12 protein-coding genes are annotated in these 15355 nt (G+C 63.3%); 2 read left to right on the top strand and 10 right to left on the bottom strand.

Features of this window, described 5'->3' with window-relative positions; all coding sequences use genetic code 11:
• The first annotated feature begins 45 nt into the window (after window positions 1-45).
• Window positions 46-1317, top strand: coding sequence for a choice-of-anchor tandem repeat GloVer-containing protein (locus VGG89_13320; protein ID HEY1977529.1), 1272 nt, complete (start codon window positions 46-48; stop codon window positions 1315-1317).
• An 18-nt stretch (window positions 1318-1335) separates the two neighbouring features.
• Window positions 1336-2739 carry a PQQ-binding-like beta-propeller repeat protein gene (locus tag VGG89_13315; protein HEY1977528.1) on the top strand — a complete coding sequence of 468 codons (1404 nt, stop codon included), beginning with the start codon at window positions 1336-1338 and terminating at the stop codon, window positions 2737-2739.
• On the opposite strand, the gene VGG89_13310 is transcribed toward VGG89_13315, so the two are convergent.
• The 10 genes from VGG89_13310 to VGG89_13265 all read right to left on the bottom strand — a co-directional run bounded on the left by VGG89_13310 (window position 2736) and on the right by VGG89_13265 (window position 15298).
• Window positions 2736-3749, bottom strand: a complete 1014-nt coding sequence (locus VGG89_13310; protein ID HEY1977527.1) for an NHL repeat-containing protein — start codon at window positions 3747-3749, stop codon at window positions 2736-2738. The genes VGG89_13315 and VGG89_13310 overlap by 4 nt on opposite strands.
• A complete protein-coding gene (locus VGG89_13305) occupies window positions 3739-5079 on the bottom strand; it encodes an alkaline phosphatase family protein (protein HEY1977526.1) in 1341 nt (446 codons plus the stop codon). The genes VGG89_13310 and VGG89_13305 overlap by 11 nt, the downstream gene beginning before the upstream one ends.
• 2 nt (window positions 5080-5081) lie before the next feature.
• Window positions 5082-5438, bottom strand: coding sequence for a hotdog domain-containing protein (locus VGG89_13300; GenBank protein HEY1977525.1), 357 nt, complete (start codon window positions 5436-5438; stop codon window positions 5082-5084).
• 23 nt (window positions 5439-5461) lie between these two features.
• A complete protein-coding gene (mazG, locus tag VGG89_13295; protein ID HEY1977524.1) occupies window positions 5462-6658 on the bottom strand; it encodes a nucleoside triphosphate pyrophosphohydrolase in 1197 nt (398 codons plus the stop codon).
• A 70-nt stretch (window positions 6659-6728) separates the two neighbouring features.
• Entirely contained in the window at window positions 6729-7658 is a 930-nt protein-coding gene (locus VGG89_13290) for a peptidylprolyl isomerase (protein ID HEY1977523.1), read from the bottom strand.
• Window positions 7659-7781: 123 nt separating this feature from the next.
• Window positions 7782-8189: an ATP-binding protein gene (locus tag VGG89_13285; protein ID HEY1977522.1), complete on the bottom strand. Its 408-nt coding sequence runs from the start codon at window positions 8187-8189 to the stop codon at window positions 7782-7784.
• Window positions 8190-8251: 62 nt separating this feature from the next.
• Complete coding sequence (mfd, locus tag VGG89_13280) at window positions 8252-11752, bottom strand: transcription-repair coupling factor (GenBank protein ID HEY1977521.1); 3501 nt, start codon at window positions 11750-11752, stop codon at window positions 8252-8254.
• Complete coding sequence (locus tag VGG89_13275; GenBank protein HEY1977520.1) at window positions 11749-13128, bottom strand: hypothetical protein; 1380 nt, start codon at window positions 13126-13128, stop codon at window positions 11749-11751. Before VGG89_13275 ends, mfd begins: the two co-directional genes overlap by 4 nt.
• A complete protein-coding gene (locus VGG89_13270; protein HEY1977519.1) occupies window positions 13095-14363 on the bottom strand; it encodes an O-antigen ligase family protein in 1269 nt (422 codons plus the stop codon). The genes VGG89_13275 and VGG89_13270 overlap by 34 nt, the downstream gene beginning before the upstream one ends.
• On the bottom strand, window positions 14360-15298 hold the full coding sequence (locus VGG89_13265) for a glycosyltransferase family 2 protein (protein HEY1977518.1): 939 nt from the start codon (window positions 15296-15298) through the stop codon (window positions 14360-14362). Before VGG89_13265 ends, VGG89_13270 begins: the two co-directional genes overlap by 4 nt.
• Window positions 15299-15355 lie beyond the last annotated feature (57 nt).

The following is a 15355-nucleotide window of genomic DNA, read 5'->3' as shown; positions in this document are numbered from 1 at the left end:
GTTGGTCGGCAGGCCTATGGTTGCCTTTCGGCAGAACGATACCGCATGTCCAAGACCACCCTGATGCGTGTTCTTCTTTGCCTTACCATTGCGGGGTGCGGCCCGCTTGGCGGCACCGCCGGCACGACTCCGAACGTCGTTGCGCGTCCGCTTATCCCCCCGCGTGCGCCTACGTACCAGCTTCTGTACGGCTTTAAAGGCGTTCCCGATGGGGTGAACCCGGAGATGGGATTGGTCGTCATGGGTGACAAGCTCTACGGGACAACCTACAACGGGGGAGCCTACGGTCAAGGCTCGGTTTTCGAGATCACGACCCGCGGTCGAGAAAAGGTGATCTATAGCTTCAGAGCTACCGAGGACGGATCGAATCCCTACGCAGGTCTGACTGCCGTAAACGGGCTGCTTTACGGCGTAACGACGAGCGGCGGCGGCGGACATTGCCATTATGGAAACTACGGCTACGGCAGCGGCTGCGGTACGGTATTTTCCGTCGACGCGTCGGGGAACGAGCGGATCCTCTACAGATTTCATGGAACGACCGATGGCTCGACTCCCCAAACCAATCTCGTCGAGCTCAACGGCTGGCTCTACGGTACTTCAACGTTCGGCGGCGGCGGTACGTGTAAGGTGTTAAACGGTTGCGGCACCGTCTTCAAAGTGAGCCCGTCGGGTGTGTTTCGAACGGTGTACCATTTCAAAGGCGGCGGTGCTGCGGGCGACGGCGACGTGCCAATCGGAAATCTTACGTATCTCAACGGCGCGTTCTACGGCACGACGGTAGCGGGAGGTTCGAAGTGGGAGGGTACCGTTTACGCGGTGAGCCCAACCGGCGCGGAGAAGGTGCTCTACGCGTTCAGAGGCGGTAACGACGGCGCGAGTCCGCGTGCCGGCTTGATCGCGGTAGACGGCTCGCTTTACGGCGTTACGTTTTCCGGTGCGGGAACGGCGTGCACGGGCGGCCGCGGCTGCGGGACCGTGTTCAGCATCACGACGACCGGCACCGAAAAGATCCGTCAACGATTCGGCAACGGCTCGGAAGGCGGCAACCCGTACGAGAATCTGACCAACGTCGACGGTGTTTTGTACGGAACCACGACCGTGGGCGGCAGCGTTCATTGTTCCCAACGATCGTTGGGGTGCGGAACGCTTTTTGCAATCGACGAGAACGGCACGTACGACGTCTTACATGAGTTCGGGGGAGTTTCCGACGGCGCCGTCGCTCAAGGCCAGCTCGTCGAGCTCAAAGGAGCACTGTACGGCACCACATTTATCGGCGGGAGCCATGACAGCGGGACGATTTACAAAATTGCGCTCTAACTTCGCGAGGGCTTGACGGTGCGTTACCGCGCTTGCTTACTTGCTTTGCTCTTATCCGGCTGCGCCGCGGGGTCGCCCGTCGCGCAGAACGCTTTCGGCTTGGAACCAAACGTTGCGGAAAATGCATACGCTGCGGACGACTGGACGACGTTTGCTCACGACGATAAGCGCTCGGGTTTTCAGTCGAGCGCCGGCATCACCGCCGCAAACGTCAAGTCCCTGCGCCTCAAGTGGAAAAGTTCCGTCAAAGACGCGGTCATCGCGAGCCCGCTCGTATGGGATGGTAACGTCGTCATCGTCACGCTTGGCCTTGCGAAGCTCGGGGCGACCGTTTACGATTTTCGGGCACAAGACGGCAAGCTGCTGTGGAAAACGGTTCTCGGCGGCAAAGCGGTGCAAACGCCGGTCATCGATCCCGCAAATGGAAAGCTGTTCGTCGGGAACGAGCTCAGCAGTCCGCTTGGATTGGCTGCTCCTTCATTTTTCTTTGCAATCGACATGCTCACCGGAAGAATGCTGTGGCGTCACCGGACAGACGGCATCGCACACGCCGCTGCCATCGCTGTTGGCGGCACCGTGTACACGGGATCGGCGGGAGGGGATGCCCCGGGATGCCTTAACGGCGGGGTGACGGCGTTCGATGAAGCGACCGGTGCGGTCCGCTGGGACTGGCACGTTAACCCCAAAGTCACTCCATACGGAGGAGGCGGGGTTTGGGGCGCGCTCGCTTACGACGGAACGCATTTGATTTTCGGAACCGGCAATACGTGTCAGAGCCCCGTTACGACGGCCGACGGTGCCGTCGCACTGAAACTCGACGGAAAAGTCGCGTGGACGTTCGTTGCGGTGAAGCAATCCCTCGAAGATTCCGACACCGGAGGCGGCGTACTCGTATCCGCCCACCACGCGTCCTTCATCAACAAGAACGGCACGTTCTATTCGCTGCTCGCATCGACGGGGCGAGAAGCGTGGACGAGCACGCTCAACAACAGCTACGGCGGCGTCGGAGGCTTCGCCACGCCTTCCACGGACGGATCGACGATCGTCGTCGGCGCCGGAACGTTTGCATCGTCGGAAGACGCCGCGATGCTGCCGGATCGGGTCATATGCGCGATTGAACCACGCGGATATCCGAAGGAGGCTTTCGTTGGTCACGTCGCCCGCGTCGTAGCGATGAATCAAAGCGGAACCGTTCTGTGGTCTCGCAGCATGCAGAGCCGTTTGGTCGGATATGTGGCGATCGTTCCCGGCCTCGCCTTCGCCGGGCTCGATCAAAACCTCGTAGCACTCGACCTGCGAACGGGGAGAGAGCTATGGAAGTACGCGGCGCCCGCGGATTTCGGTGCCTCGCCGGCCATCGTCCCAAGCGGCGTTTACGAGGCGGACAGCGCCGGTAACGTTTACCGCTTTATGCGGCGTTAAGGGCCGATCGCAACGGCTTGCGGATAACTGACGCCGCTAGCGATCACGCGGCTGACCGTGGTGCTGCCAAATCCATAGACCGTGACGACGCTGCCGAGGCTTGCGACGTAGAGGTTTCCGCTGCCGTCGAGCGCGAGCCCGACGGGAAACACGACGCCCTGCGCGATCGTTCGCATCACGGCCGTACTGCCCGGTGCGTAGACGGTGACGAAGCCTAAAGCGTTGGCAACGTAGAGATTTCCCGCTCCATCGAGTGCGAGAGCATCGGGATAGATGATGCCCGAGCGAATCGTCCTTACCGGAGCGCTGCCGCCGGGAGCGTACACGACTACGCTGCCGGCATCTGCATTGGCGACGTACAGATTTCCGGCGGCGTCAAACGCTAGGGCGCGCGGATAGTTGAACCCTTCGGGCACGATGCCATGTTTGATCGTGCGCAACGGCGACGTACGCGCGGGAGCGTAGACCGTAACCGCGTCGCTGCTGCCGACGTAGAGGTTGCCCGACGCGTCGAAGGCGAGGCTGCTCGGCTGACGCAAGTGCTTCAGCGTCCTCGAGGCCGACGTGCTGCCGGCTCTGTAAACGGTAACGCCCGCGTTCAGATTTGCGACGTACAGGTTGTCGCTGCCGTCGAAAGCCAGGGCCACCGGGTGCTTCATGCCCTGGCTAACGGTTCGCAGCAGCTTCTTTTGCCCCGCCGCATAAACGGTCACGTGGCCGCTCGCGCTGGCGACGTAGAGATTCCCTCGCGCGTCGAACGCCAGCGCCTGCGGATACCGAATGTTTTTCCCGATGGTGCGCACCGCCGAGCTGCCTCCGGGTGCGTACACGGTAACCTTGTCGCTGCCCCCGTTTACGACGTACAGATGGCCGTTCGAAGCGGAGGCGTCGATCGAGCGCAGCGCGGAACGTGAAATCGCGGGCAAACCACCGCGACCGGCACAAGCGGCCAGCGCGATCGACGCAAAAAGAACGCCGGCGAGAGCGACGCGGTTGCTTCTATTCATCATCTACGGGCACATTGCTTGGCGGTCGATGCAAAAAGTACTGCAGCGTATATTTTGCCGTTATCGGAGCGAACGGGCGCGGCCGCTGCGCGAAGTCGAACGAGTCGACGATGCTGTTGGCGCGCCGGTCGTTACGATTGAGGCGACCCAATCGCCAATTGTCTTCGACGAACTTCAAAATGCTCGCGAACTCGTATTGGGTGTGCGAAACGTAGCCCTTCTTCGCATAGGCGGAGACGATAATCCCTGGGACGCGAAAACCCAAGCCGCCGTATCCGAGCTGCGGCGGCGGGACGTGGTCGTAGAGACCACCCCAATCGTCCCACACGATGACGATTGCGGTCGAATCCCAGTACTTGCTCTTTCCAACCGCGTTGACGATCTGAGCTACCCAAGACGGTCCCGTGTCCGAGGTCCGCCCCGGATGGTCCGAGTCGATTCCGTCGGGGATCACCCAGGACACGTTCGGCAGCGCCGCGGCCGTAATATCCGCGAAGAAGTTCGTGTTCGGCGACGAGACGTTCGTGCGCCACTCCGGCCCGTGCCGTACCGCATCGATCGCCTCGAAGGCGTTCCAAATCCAACCGCCTTCTTTTCTTTGCTCGAGTGAGGGCGTGTAATACTTCCACGTTACGTGCGCCGCATCTAAGAGATCGCGGATCGTCCGATACGTAAAGCACGGGAACGGACCGCCGAACGAATACGCTCCGAAGCGTCCGATCGTCGGCGTGGTGGTGCCGGCGGGCGCGTCGCATCCCCACGGGGCACTGGCGTCGGGTACGTCGATGACGTCGGCGTACGGATCGACCGGCGTATCGCCGGCAATTAAATCCTGGTGGGCGGTGAAGCTGGCACTGCCCTGCGTTTGGAACATGCGATCGGCAAGGACGTAGCGTTGCGCCAAAGTCCAGTACGGGCGAATCTGCGCCGGGTCGACGTACTGATAGGGCGCCAATCCCGTAGCACCGACGAAATACGCCGACGTGTCGAATCCGTCCATCTTCTTTTGGTCGTAGTCCCAACGGTAGCACTTGTACGAATGACACAAATCGGGGATTTGAACGAGGGTCGATTTTTTCAGCGGGTACACCGCGCCGCTATGCGTCGCTCCGCTTCGAGCGCCGTCGGCGCCGGGAAACGTGGCGAAAAAGTTGTCGAAGCTGCGGTTCTCTTGAACGACGACGATGACGTGCCGAATCTTGCCGCGCGAGCCGATCGCGAGCGGCCTCGCCGGTATCATACCGCCGCTGCCCGCGGCGACGTCTGCATCGGGGCCGGCGCAAGCGCCGGTCGAGAGTGCGAGCAGGAGCGCGAGCGCGTCTCTTGCGTTCACGCTCAGCGCCGCTTTTTGTCCTTGGGCGTGACGCACGTTCCGGAAGCGCGGCAGACCACCGTGGGTGGGTCGAGCACGTCGGCGGCGCTGTCGTTAACGTCGGTGCGAGCGGCGACGACTTTGCGCGCCTCGAACTCCATGCGCCGCGACGTGTTTCCGAATTTTACGATGCGTCCCTCGGCCTCGATATAGTCGCCGGCATAGACCGGTGCGAGAAACTCGACCTTGTCGTACGCGACGAACAGCCCTTCGTCCCCGTCTAGGCGGATCAACAGCTCGGTGGCGACGTCGCCAAACAACGCAAGCATGCGGGCACCGTCGACGAGGTTGCCGCCGTAGTGCGCGTCGTGCGCGCTCATACGCAGACGAATGAGCGAATTTCCTACGCTGCCAGTCTCTTCGCTAGTTGCCACAGTTCCTCGAGTTCGTCAAGTGAAAGATCGGAAAGGGTCTTACCGTCGGCGGCCGCGCGCTCTTCCATGAAGAAGAAGCGCTTGTGGAACTTTTCGTTGGCCTCGCGCATCGCCTGTTCGGCATCGATGCCGAGCGCGCGCGAGAGGTTTACCAGCGTGAAGAAAACGTCTCCCAACTCCTCGCGCACGCGCCGGTCGTCCTGTTTATCCCGGCGGACCTCGGCGAGTTCGGTCATCTCTTCGTGCAGCTTATCGAGGATGCCGTAGACGTTCGGCCAGTCGAATCCAACGCGCGAAGCCTTTTCCTGCATGCGCTGTCCGCGTTGCAGCGCGCCGAGCTCTTTTGGAATCCCGTCCAGACGGCTCTTGCGCTTCTGTCCGGTTTTTTCTTGGGATTTGAGCTTCTCCCAGTTTTTCCACTGGGCGTCGACGTCTTCGATGACGGCGTCGCCGAAGACGTGCGGATGACGCCGCACCATTTTGTTCGAGAGCGCGTCGACGACGTCGGCCACGCTGAACTTTCCCGTTTCGGTCGCGAGTTGCGAATGGAACACGATTTGGAGGAGCAGATCGCCGAGTTCCTCGCACAGTGCGTCCAGGTCGTCGCCTTCGATCGCTTCGACGACCTCGTAGGTTTCCTCGATCAAATACGGGACGAGCGTGCGGTGCGTTTGCTCGCGGTCCCAGGGACACCCCATGCGCAGCCGCGCCATGATCTCGATGAGATCGTCCCACGAATGGTGCGCGGATTGCGGCGGCAACGGTACCAGCGGCATGGCGATCGACGCCGACAACGTCGCCCGGGGCATGCCGGGTACGATCTCGGTCCGTATCGAGCGGCGTTCGAGCGTACGCAGTAGGGGCGGCAACCCGGCGAAATCGGAAAGCGGGTTGCCGAGCACGCCTAAACCCAGGTCGCGTCCGTCTTGGAGCTGCGCGACGCGATCGGCGAAACGCTCGATCTCTTCGGAGCTGCCGCGCACGAAGAGTGCCGGATCGTCGACGAGACCGCGAACGACGTCGATGCCGTTGTCGCGCAAGTACGCGCTCAAGTCGGGAGGTGCGAGCACGGCGACGGCGCGCCCGATTTCGCGAAGCGCCTCCAAGCTTCCGATCGTTAACAGCTTGGGGTCTCCGGGACCTAATCCGGCGATGCGCACCAGCATGCGCGACCCTTCTCCGAAAAAGAAAAGACCCCGGCCACCGCCGGGGTCTTCCGTTTTGACCTGCTTTGGGTTACTTGGTCGCTGCCGGTGCGGGTGCCGCCGGTGCCGCGCTCTCGGCCGCGCCGGGTGCGGGCGAGGGGAAGAGGTCTTGGAAACGCGGATCGGTGGTGATCGTTGCTTTCTGCTGCAAGCCTTGTAAGAACGGCTGAATCAGCGGCGCTTCTTGCTGCTGGCGAAGCATTTCGGTGATGCGCTCGGTGCTGTTTGCAAGCGTCCCGGTTTGCCCCGGCTGCTTCCCTTCGACTTGGATGATGTGATAGCCGAACGGCGACTTCACGGGCTGGCTGATCGCGTTGACGGGAAGCGTGAACGCGACTTTGTCGAACGCCGGGACCATCTGACCGCGGCGGAACCATCCGAGATCGCCGCCCTTGTCCTTGCTGCCCGGATCGGTCGAGTACTGCTTCGCGAGATCCGCAAAGTTCTTGCCCGCTTTGAGCTGCGCCTCGATTTTGTTCGCCGTCGCGAGATCCGGCACGAGAATGTGGCGCGCTTCAACCTGTTCGGGCTTGTCGAACGCCGCGTGATTCTTGTCGAAATACTGCTTCACTTGAGCCGGCGTAATCGTGACGTCTTTCTCGAGCGCCTTATCGAGAATGATCTGCTCGCGCAGCGCCGTCTTGACGTCGGCTTCGGTCAGGTTACGAGCCTTGAGCATTTCGTCCCACGAACCGCTGGGGAAGTTCGCCTTCAGCTCGTCTTCACGCTGACTGATTTCGGCGTCGGTGACGTTGATGTTGTTGTTTTTGGCGTACTGATTGATTAGCGCTTCTTGCACCATCTGCTGCAAAACGTTGCGCGCGACGGAACTCGATTCCAATTTCTGTTCGAAATCGGCGCGGCTGATCGGCTGGCCGTTGACGGTCGCGATCGATCCGCCGCCGCCGGCACAGGCCGCGAGGGTCGACGCGGCGAGCAAAAGGGCGAGGCCCGCGAACATCCGTTGGGCTATCGACATTGTCGGCTCCACTGGAAAAGTCGGTGTGTAATGAGGCGGGGACGAGAGCCCCCGCAAACAAGGTCGCGACGTTCTCCCGGAAGGCCCGAGGTCCTTTTCGAGATCCTATATTTTCGCCTTGAACGCCTCGCTGAGGAGGACCGGCAGCCACGCCGTCGCCTCCGTCCCGTTCCCGGGAATGCGGCGGACGCGCAGATTACGCGCGACGCTATAGGCGATGAACAGGCCGCGCCCGGACTCGGCGTACCGTTCGGGGAGCCGCGCGTTGCCGTCCCAATCGAAACCGGGGCCGCGGTCGATGACGCGCAGCACGGCTATGTCGTTATCCCAAAAAATATCGACGGCAATGGGTCCGGGCGCGTGGCGGACCACGTTGCCGACCAGCTCGCCGAAAATGAGCGCGGCGGCGTCTAAATCGGAGCCCTGCGCCGCTCGACTCTGCAAATACGTCAGTAAGTCGCGCCGCACGCCGTACGCCCGACCGGCGTCGGCTGCCTCAAAGCTCCACCGCACGATTTTCTTTTTTTCAACAACCCGGCCCTTACCCTCGCTGGCCGGCGCTCGGTCGCTTTCGGCTACAACGCCTCGAGCAGCTTGCGCAGCAGCGGCATCCAAATCTCTTCGGTGCGCTGTTTGTCGCGCGGGGCCGGAAGATCGACTAAAATTTTCCCCTCGGCAAAACGAAAGCGGTTCTTCGTCAGCGATTGAAACTTCGGAATCATCGTCGGATCGAGCGAAAAGCCGCTGCCGACGCCGAGCGTGAGGCGTTTGTCGTCGACGACGACGCGCGTTACGCGTTTCTGCAGCGCGATCGCGCGCAGTTTGGTGAGCTCGATCAAATGCTCCAGCGGCAACGGGAACGCTCCGAATCGGTCGCGCACGCCGGCGGCCACGTCTTCGACTTCGTCCTGCGTGCGCGCTTTGGCGAGCTGTTGATAGACCGCGATCTTTTGCGAGACTTGCGCGATGTAATCGCTGGGAATGAATGCGTTGATCTTCACGTCGATGACGGCCTCGCGCCGATCCTCCAGCGACGCCGTCATGCCGCGCCGCTGCGCGATTGCTTCCGCGAGCAGCTCGCAATACGTGTCGAATCCCACCGATGCGATGAAGCCGGACTGCGCCGAGCCCAAGAGATTGCCGGCGCCGCGGATCTCCAGGTCGCGCATCGCGATCTGCAGCCCGGAGCCCAAATGCGCGAACTCGCGAATGGCCTCGAGCCGCGCCTTGGCCTCTTCGGTGAGCGCCTTGTGGCCCTGGTACAGCAGATAGCAGTACGCCTGATGGTTCGACCGGCCCACGCGGCCGCGCAGCTGGTAGAGCTGCGCCAATCCGAACTTGTCGGCATCGTTGACGATCATCGTGTTGACGTTGGGAATATCGATACCGTTTTCGATGATCGTCGTGGCGACCAATATGTCCAGATCGCCCTCGATAAAGGACTGCATCACGGGCTCGAGCTCCGACTCGCCCATCTGGCCGTGCCCGACGCCGATGCGCGCGCGCGGCACCAGCTGCTGCAGCGCGTTGCGCACCGCAAAGATCGATTCGATGCGGTTGTGCAAATAATAGATCTGTCCGCCGCGATCGAGCTCGGCCGTAATCGCGCGCTGCACGACCGCGTCGCTGGACGGAACGACGACGGTTTTGATCGACATGCGATTTTTCGGCGCGGTTTGAATCAGCGACAAATCGCGCACGCCCACGAGCGACATATGAAGCGTTCGCGGGATCGGCGTCGCCGACAAGGTCAGCACGTCGACGCTGGCGCGGTATTCCTTGAGGCGCTCCTTGTGCATCACGCCGAAGCGCTGCTCTTCGTCGACGACGATGAGCCCGAGATCTGAGAACGCGACGTCTTTTTGCAGCAGGCGATGCGTGCCGATGACGATGTCCACCTTGCCCTCGGCAAGATCGCGCAGAATCGTTTTCTGCTTCGGCTTGGGAGTAAACCGCGACAGCTCCTCGACGCGCAGCGGAAAGCCCGCGAAGCGCGACGAGAACGTGCGGTAGTGCTGGTCGGCGAGCAGGGTCGTCGGGACGAGCACCGCGACTTGCTTCTTGTCGGCAACGGCCTTGAACGCGGCGCGCATGGCGACTTCGGTTTTGCCGTAACCGACGTCGCCGCAGACGAGGCGATCCATCGGCCGCGCGTTTTCCATATCGCCTTTGGCCGCGTCGATGGCTTTCTGCTGATCGGGCGTGGGCTCGTACGCAAACGCTTCCTCCATTTCGGCCTGCCACGCCGTGTCGGGGCCGAAGGCGAAGCCGCGCGTGAGTTCGCGCTCGGCGTAGAGATGGACGAGCTCGTCGGCGATCTTGGCAAGCGATTCGCTGACGCGCGTTTTCGTGCGGGCCCAATCCGCGCCGCCCATCTTGGATAGCCGGGGCGACGCGCCTTCGGCCGCCGAGTATTTGGCGACTTGATGCATCTGCGTGACGGGAACGAGCATCCGATCGCTGCCCGCATATTTCAGGTCGAGATAATCTTGGGTCGCGCCGAGAATCGTCTCGGCGCGCAGGCCGAGATATTGACCGACGCCGTGCACCGCGTGCACGACGTAGTCGCCGACGCGCAGATCCGCGAGCGTAACCGGCACGCCTTCCTTGACCGCCCGCATCTTGACGCGCTTGGGCGGCGCGCCGAAAATTTCACGATCGCCGAGCACGTGCAGCCGCAGCGACGGTATCGCAAATCCGCCGTCGATGCTGCCGTGGTCGACGATCACGGTGTCTCCCCGTTCGACCCCCGCCGCACGCAGCAGATCCGTCGTGCGCGCTACCGCGGTGCTCACGACGACCAGCGTGTCGCCGGCGGCGACCCATTCGCGCGCGCTCTTGGAAAAGAGCTCGACTTGCCGGTTAAAGTGTTCGACCGGGCGGCATTCGAGCGTAAACGCCTCGAGGATGCGCGGTACCCACGTTATCGAGGCCGCGTGCTCGATCGCGCCGGGAAAAACGAGCGTTGCGTGGCGCGCGATGGAATCGCCGAGCGCATCGAGCGACAAGTGCGGCACGGCGACCTCCGCCAGTAACGCTTCGCTTAACATGCGCTCCGCCTGCGGCTGCGCGCCCCCCATCGGCAGAGCCGCTGGGGTCCCCCCGTCGCGGTCTGCGAGGAGCACGTGCTGCTCGCGCGTGCGCTCCTCGTCGAGCGCGCTGGAGATCGTCGCGATCATGCCGGGCTCGTCGAGGATCACGATCGTTTGCGGCGACAGATAGTCGAAGAGCGTCGCGGGTTCGTCGAACGCCAGCGGCAGCCACGTCTCGGGCACGTCGGATTGCACCGTAAGGAACGCGGCCAGCTCGCGGCGCACCGCTTCGGGACCGTTGAAGCGCTCGAGAACGCGCGTGCGATAGCGTTCGTCGCGCGGAATCTCCGTCCACGCGACCAGATCCGCGAACTCGACCGGTTCGTCGCTGCGCTGCGACTCGATCGAAAACGCGCGCACGCTTTCGACGGCGTCGCCGAAGAACTCGACGCGCAGCGGCCGCTCCGCGGTTGGAGGGAAGACGTCGAGGATGCCGCCGCGTACCGCGTATTCGCCGGCCGCGCTAACGACGTCGGTGCGGCGATACCCCATACGATACAGCCGCTGCTGCGTCGGCTCCCAACCCGCTTGCGCGCCGGGCACCAGTCGAAACCGCAGCTCGTCAAAGACGGCTCTCGGTACGAGATGCTGGCGCAGGGCGCCGACGGGTGCGAGAACGATGCGCGGGCGTGCGTCGGCGAGATCGGCCAAGAGCGCCATGCGCGCGCTGCGCTCCGACGGGCTTTCAATCGCGCCGATCGCTTCGTCGCGCGAACGAAAAAGCGCCAGCTCCGCGGCCCGCTCCTCACCGAGGTAGTAAAGAAGGTCGGCGAAGGCGCGCTCGGCGACGTCGGGCGTCGGTACGGCGACGAGCAGCGGTGCCTGCGCCGTATCGCGCAACGCGGCGATCAGCGCCGGGCGCGCGGCCGCAATCGTTTCGTGCAGCGCGTACGCGCCGGGCTTGCGCGCCGGAAGCGCCGCAAGCGCGCGCAGTCGCGAGATCGCGTCCGCGAACGTCGCGCTGCTCGAGATCCTTCGAATCACCTAGCGCGAAACAGCGCCAGGAACGGCAGCGTTGCAATCGCACCCAAAATTGCGGCGCCGGCCGGCGTGGGCGCGCCTACCGCGTCGGGCACGTAGCGCAGCACGGAAAAGAGCGAAAGCCACAAGGCGACGGCGGCCGGGCGCGTGTTCGGGACGACCGCCGCCAGCGGCAGCAGCCAGAGCGAATACCATGGGTAGGGATTTGGAATCAGCAGCCAAGCGCCGAGCGCGAAATATAACCAGCCTTCGAGGCGCCCGTTGCGTAAGCGAGCCACGCCGCGAGCCACGCACGCGAGCGCGCCGATAGCAGCGACCATCGAGGTGAGGATGGTTACCGCAGCGTCGTTATGCATGACGGCAAAAGCGAGCGGCTTCACGAGCGCTTCGAGCGAAGCTTCGGGCGCAAAGCGTCCCTGCGGCGCAAGTTCGGTGGTCACCGCGTGCAGCAACGGAATCGATGCGCCCAGCGCCGCGACCGCTCCAAGCGCCGCGCCGATGCGCGCGCGACCTTGCGCCATCGAGCCGGGAATCGCGCCGAAAACGCCTTGAAACTTCACCGTTCCGGCGAGCGCCGCGATGGCGGCACCCGCGAACGGCTGCCCGTTGCGCGCCAGGGCGACGCCGCCCAAAACGACGGCGAGTGCGAGCGCGTCGTTGTGACCTTCGGCGGCGCACCAAATCGCGACGGGATTGAGGCCGATGGTAAAGGCGGCGACGCCGCGCTGGAACGGCGTTCCCGGATATGCGGCGTACGCTAACGGAATGCACAGCAGCAGCGACAGCATGGCGATCGCACGTAAACCGTCCAGCTGTACCACCGTGGCGAATCCGTGCAGCAGCGTAATCACCGCTTGTGCGACGACGATGAAGAGCGGTCCGTACACGCAAATGGGTAACGGATTTCCCCACTGCCAGATCGCCGCGTCGAAGACCGGATCGCCGGCGGGGAGCGCAGCGTGGGCGTACGGATCGTGGCCGAGGCGTGCGAGCTCGCCGTAAGCCGCATACGCATAGACGTCGCTGGAGAGCAAATAAGGAACGAACCACGCGAAGATCATGCCGAGCGCCGACAGCACCGCGATCCAGCCGGCGCGCTGCGCGTAGCGATCGTCGTGGTCCCACAGGTTGCGGATGACGTGAAAGTACGTAATCGTCGCAATGGCGATCATCGCGAACAAGACGCCGAAGATCGTTCGTCCGTACGCGCCCCAGTTGGTCGCTACGACGAGCGGTTGCGCGAGATCGGCGACGATTTCGCGCGGCGCGGCGACCCGCAGCAATCTCGCGATCGCGGCCGCAAAGAGAAAGGCGGCCGGAACGCCGATTGCGATCGTGCCGCGCGTTACGCGGCGGCGGCGATCCCCAGCAGCAGCCACCACGTCATGCCCACTTTCGGAAAGAAAATCAAATAATCGGCGATTTGATGCAAGCAGATCGCCAGCGATGCGGCCGCCGCGCCGGCGATCCACGGCGAACGGCGCACCTCGCGGACGAATGCCGCAGCGATCGCCGCGATCACCGCCACGGTCGCGCCGAAGAGCAGAATACCGCCCTCCGCCAGCGATTGCAAATACCAGCTGTTGGCGTGCGTGCGTACGCCGAGAACGCCGTAAAACGGAAGCTCGAGTTCGTAGTTGCCCGCGCCGACACCGAGCAACGGATGCCGCCGCCACATCCGCAGCGCCGCGTCCCATAGCTGACCCCGGTTGCCGACGCCGCCGGCGTACGCGCTCTCCACCGAAAGACGAAAGACGTTCGCACTTTGCGCGTACGCGCCCCAGCCCGCGACGACGAGTACGCCCGCGATCGTGCCGGCAAAAGCCGGGCGCAGCACCGTCAGCATCGCGCGGCCGTTCACGGCAACGAGCGCCGCGGCGGCGATTGCTACGGCGATCAATCCCGAGCGTGAAAACGTCAGCACGTCGGCCATCATTGCAAGAAAGAGCGCGGCGCTGGTCAACGCGGAGCGCCGCGTAACGGCCAACGCGGCAACGACGGGAACGACGAGGTCGAGGTAACCCGCCAGTTGATTCGGCCCTTCAAGCACGCCGGCTACGCGCGGTACGATCGCTCGTCCGACGTACAGTCCCGACGGCGCGCCTAGAATTTCTTGTGCGAGCGCGGTCAGCGAAACGACGATCGCAATTGCGGCAAGCGCCGTCGCGGGCGGACCGGGGTCGGGATCGAGACGATAACACAGATACGCCGCCCCGAAGAACAGCGCGTATTCGAGCACCTTGAGCGTTTCACGAACGACGAGCTCCGGATGGTGCGCGCCGATTCCCGACAACGCGGTTGCAGCGAAGTAGGCGCAGAGCGCGCCGAGCAGTAACAGCGCCGGCCGCGAACGCAACGTCTTCCAGCATCCCGAATACGTCGTCAGCCCTGCCAAAACGCCGAGCAATACGGGACGCGGCAACGTCATCGCCGTGGCGAAGACTTCGCGATAGAGCGCGAACGGCGTGACGAGAATCAACGCGCACAGCCCGTAGGCCGGGCGTCGCGCTGTCAGCACCAGGGCGGCGACGAACGCCGCCGCGAATGCGGCTGCCGACCATGGATCGAGCGGAGTAATGACCGGAAACTGATCGACGACCGGATGATAGGTCAACTGCGTTCGATGTCGCTGACGAGATAAAGCGGACGTCCTTTGACCTGATCGTAAATGCGGCCGAGATACTCGCCGATGATGCCCAGGCTGATGAGCTGGACGCCGCCCAGGAAAACGACGGCGACGATTGTCGACGCCCAGCCCGGCGTATATCCGGGAGCGTTGACCCGGAACAGTTTGGCCACGATGACCACGATGGCGTAGATAAACGCGAGGGCGCTGACGGCGAACCCGAAATACGCCGCAAAGCGCAGCGGAATGTCCGAGAACGACGTGATGCCGTCGACGGCAAACCGGAGCATCTTCGGCAGCGGGTATTTCGTCGTTCCGGAGTGCCGCTCGTCGCGGTCGTACGCGACGCCGGTTTGATTGAAGCCGACCCAACTCACCATGCCTCGCAAGAATCGATGTCGCTCCGGCGAGCGGCGCAGCGCTTCGACGACGCGCCGGCTCATCAAGCGAAAATCGCCCGTGTCGACGGGTATTGCAACGTTGGTGAGGCGCTTGATCGTGCGATAGAAGAATCGTGCCGTGAGCACCTTGAACGCGCTTTCGCCTTTGCGTGTGCGCCGCACGGCATAGACGACGTCGTATCCCGCGCGCCAGCGCTCGACGAACGACTCGATGAGCTCGGGCGGATCCTGCAGGTCCCCGTCCATCAACACGACGGCCTCGCCGGAAGCCAGCTCGATGCCGGCAGTTGCCGCAAGCTGATGTCCGAAGTTTCGCGAGAGGTTGATCAGCACGATGTGCTGCTGCGCGCGCATCTCGTTGCGGATCGCGGCAAGCGTGCCGTCGGTGCTGCCGTCGTTGACCAGCACGATCTCGTACTCGGGACGATCCGGCAGGCGCTCGAGGATCGTCACGATCCGCTCGAGGAGCGGAGCGACGTTATGTTCCTCGTTAAAAAGCGGAACGACGACGCTGATGGTCACAGCGCGAGCCGTTCGTCGCCTTGCGCTCCGCGCCTAGCAAGCGGAACCAAAACGGCG

Source organism: Candidatus Baltobacteraceae bacterium, assembly GCA_036488875.1.
Lineage (GTDB): Bacteria > Vulcanimicrobiota > Vulcanimicrobiia > Vulcanimicrobiales > Vulcanimicrobiaceae > JAFAHZ01.
Note: the sequence above shows the minus strand (reverse complement) of the source record. Positions and strands in the feature narration are given on the sequence as shown.

Coding starts and splice junctions, on each gene's coding strand:
- VGG89_13320 (HEY1977529.1), top strand. CDS start 46: ATGTCCAAGACCACCCTGATGCGTGTTCTTCTTTGCCTTACCATTGCG.
- VGG89_13310 (HEY1977527.1), bottom strand. CDS start 3,749: ATGATGAATAGAAGCAACCGCGTCGCTCTCGCCGGCGTTCTTTTTGCG.
- VGG89_13300 (HEY1977525.1), bottom strand. CDS start 5,438: ATGAGCGCGCACGACGCGCACTACGGCGGCAACCTCGTCGACGGTGCC.
- mazG (HEY1977524.1), bottom strand. CDS start 6,658: ATGCTGGTGCGCATCGCCGGATTAGGTCCCGGAGACCCCAAGCTGTTA.
- VGG89_13290 (HEY1977523.1), bottom strand. CDS start 7,658: ATGTTCGCGGGCCTCGCCCTTTTGCTCGCCGCGTCGACCCTCGCGGCC.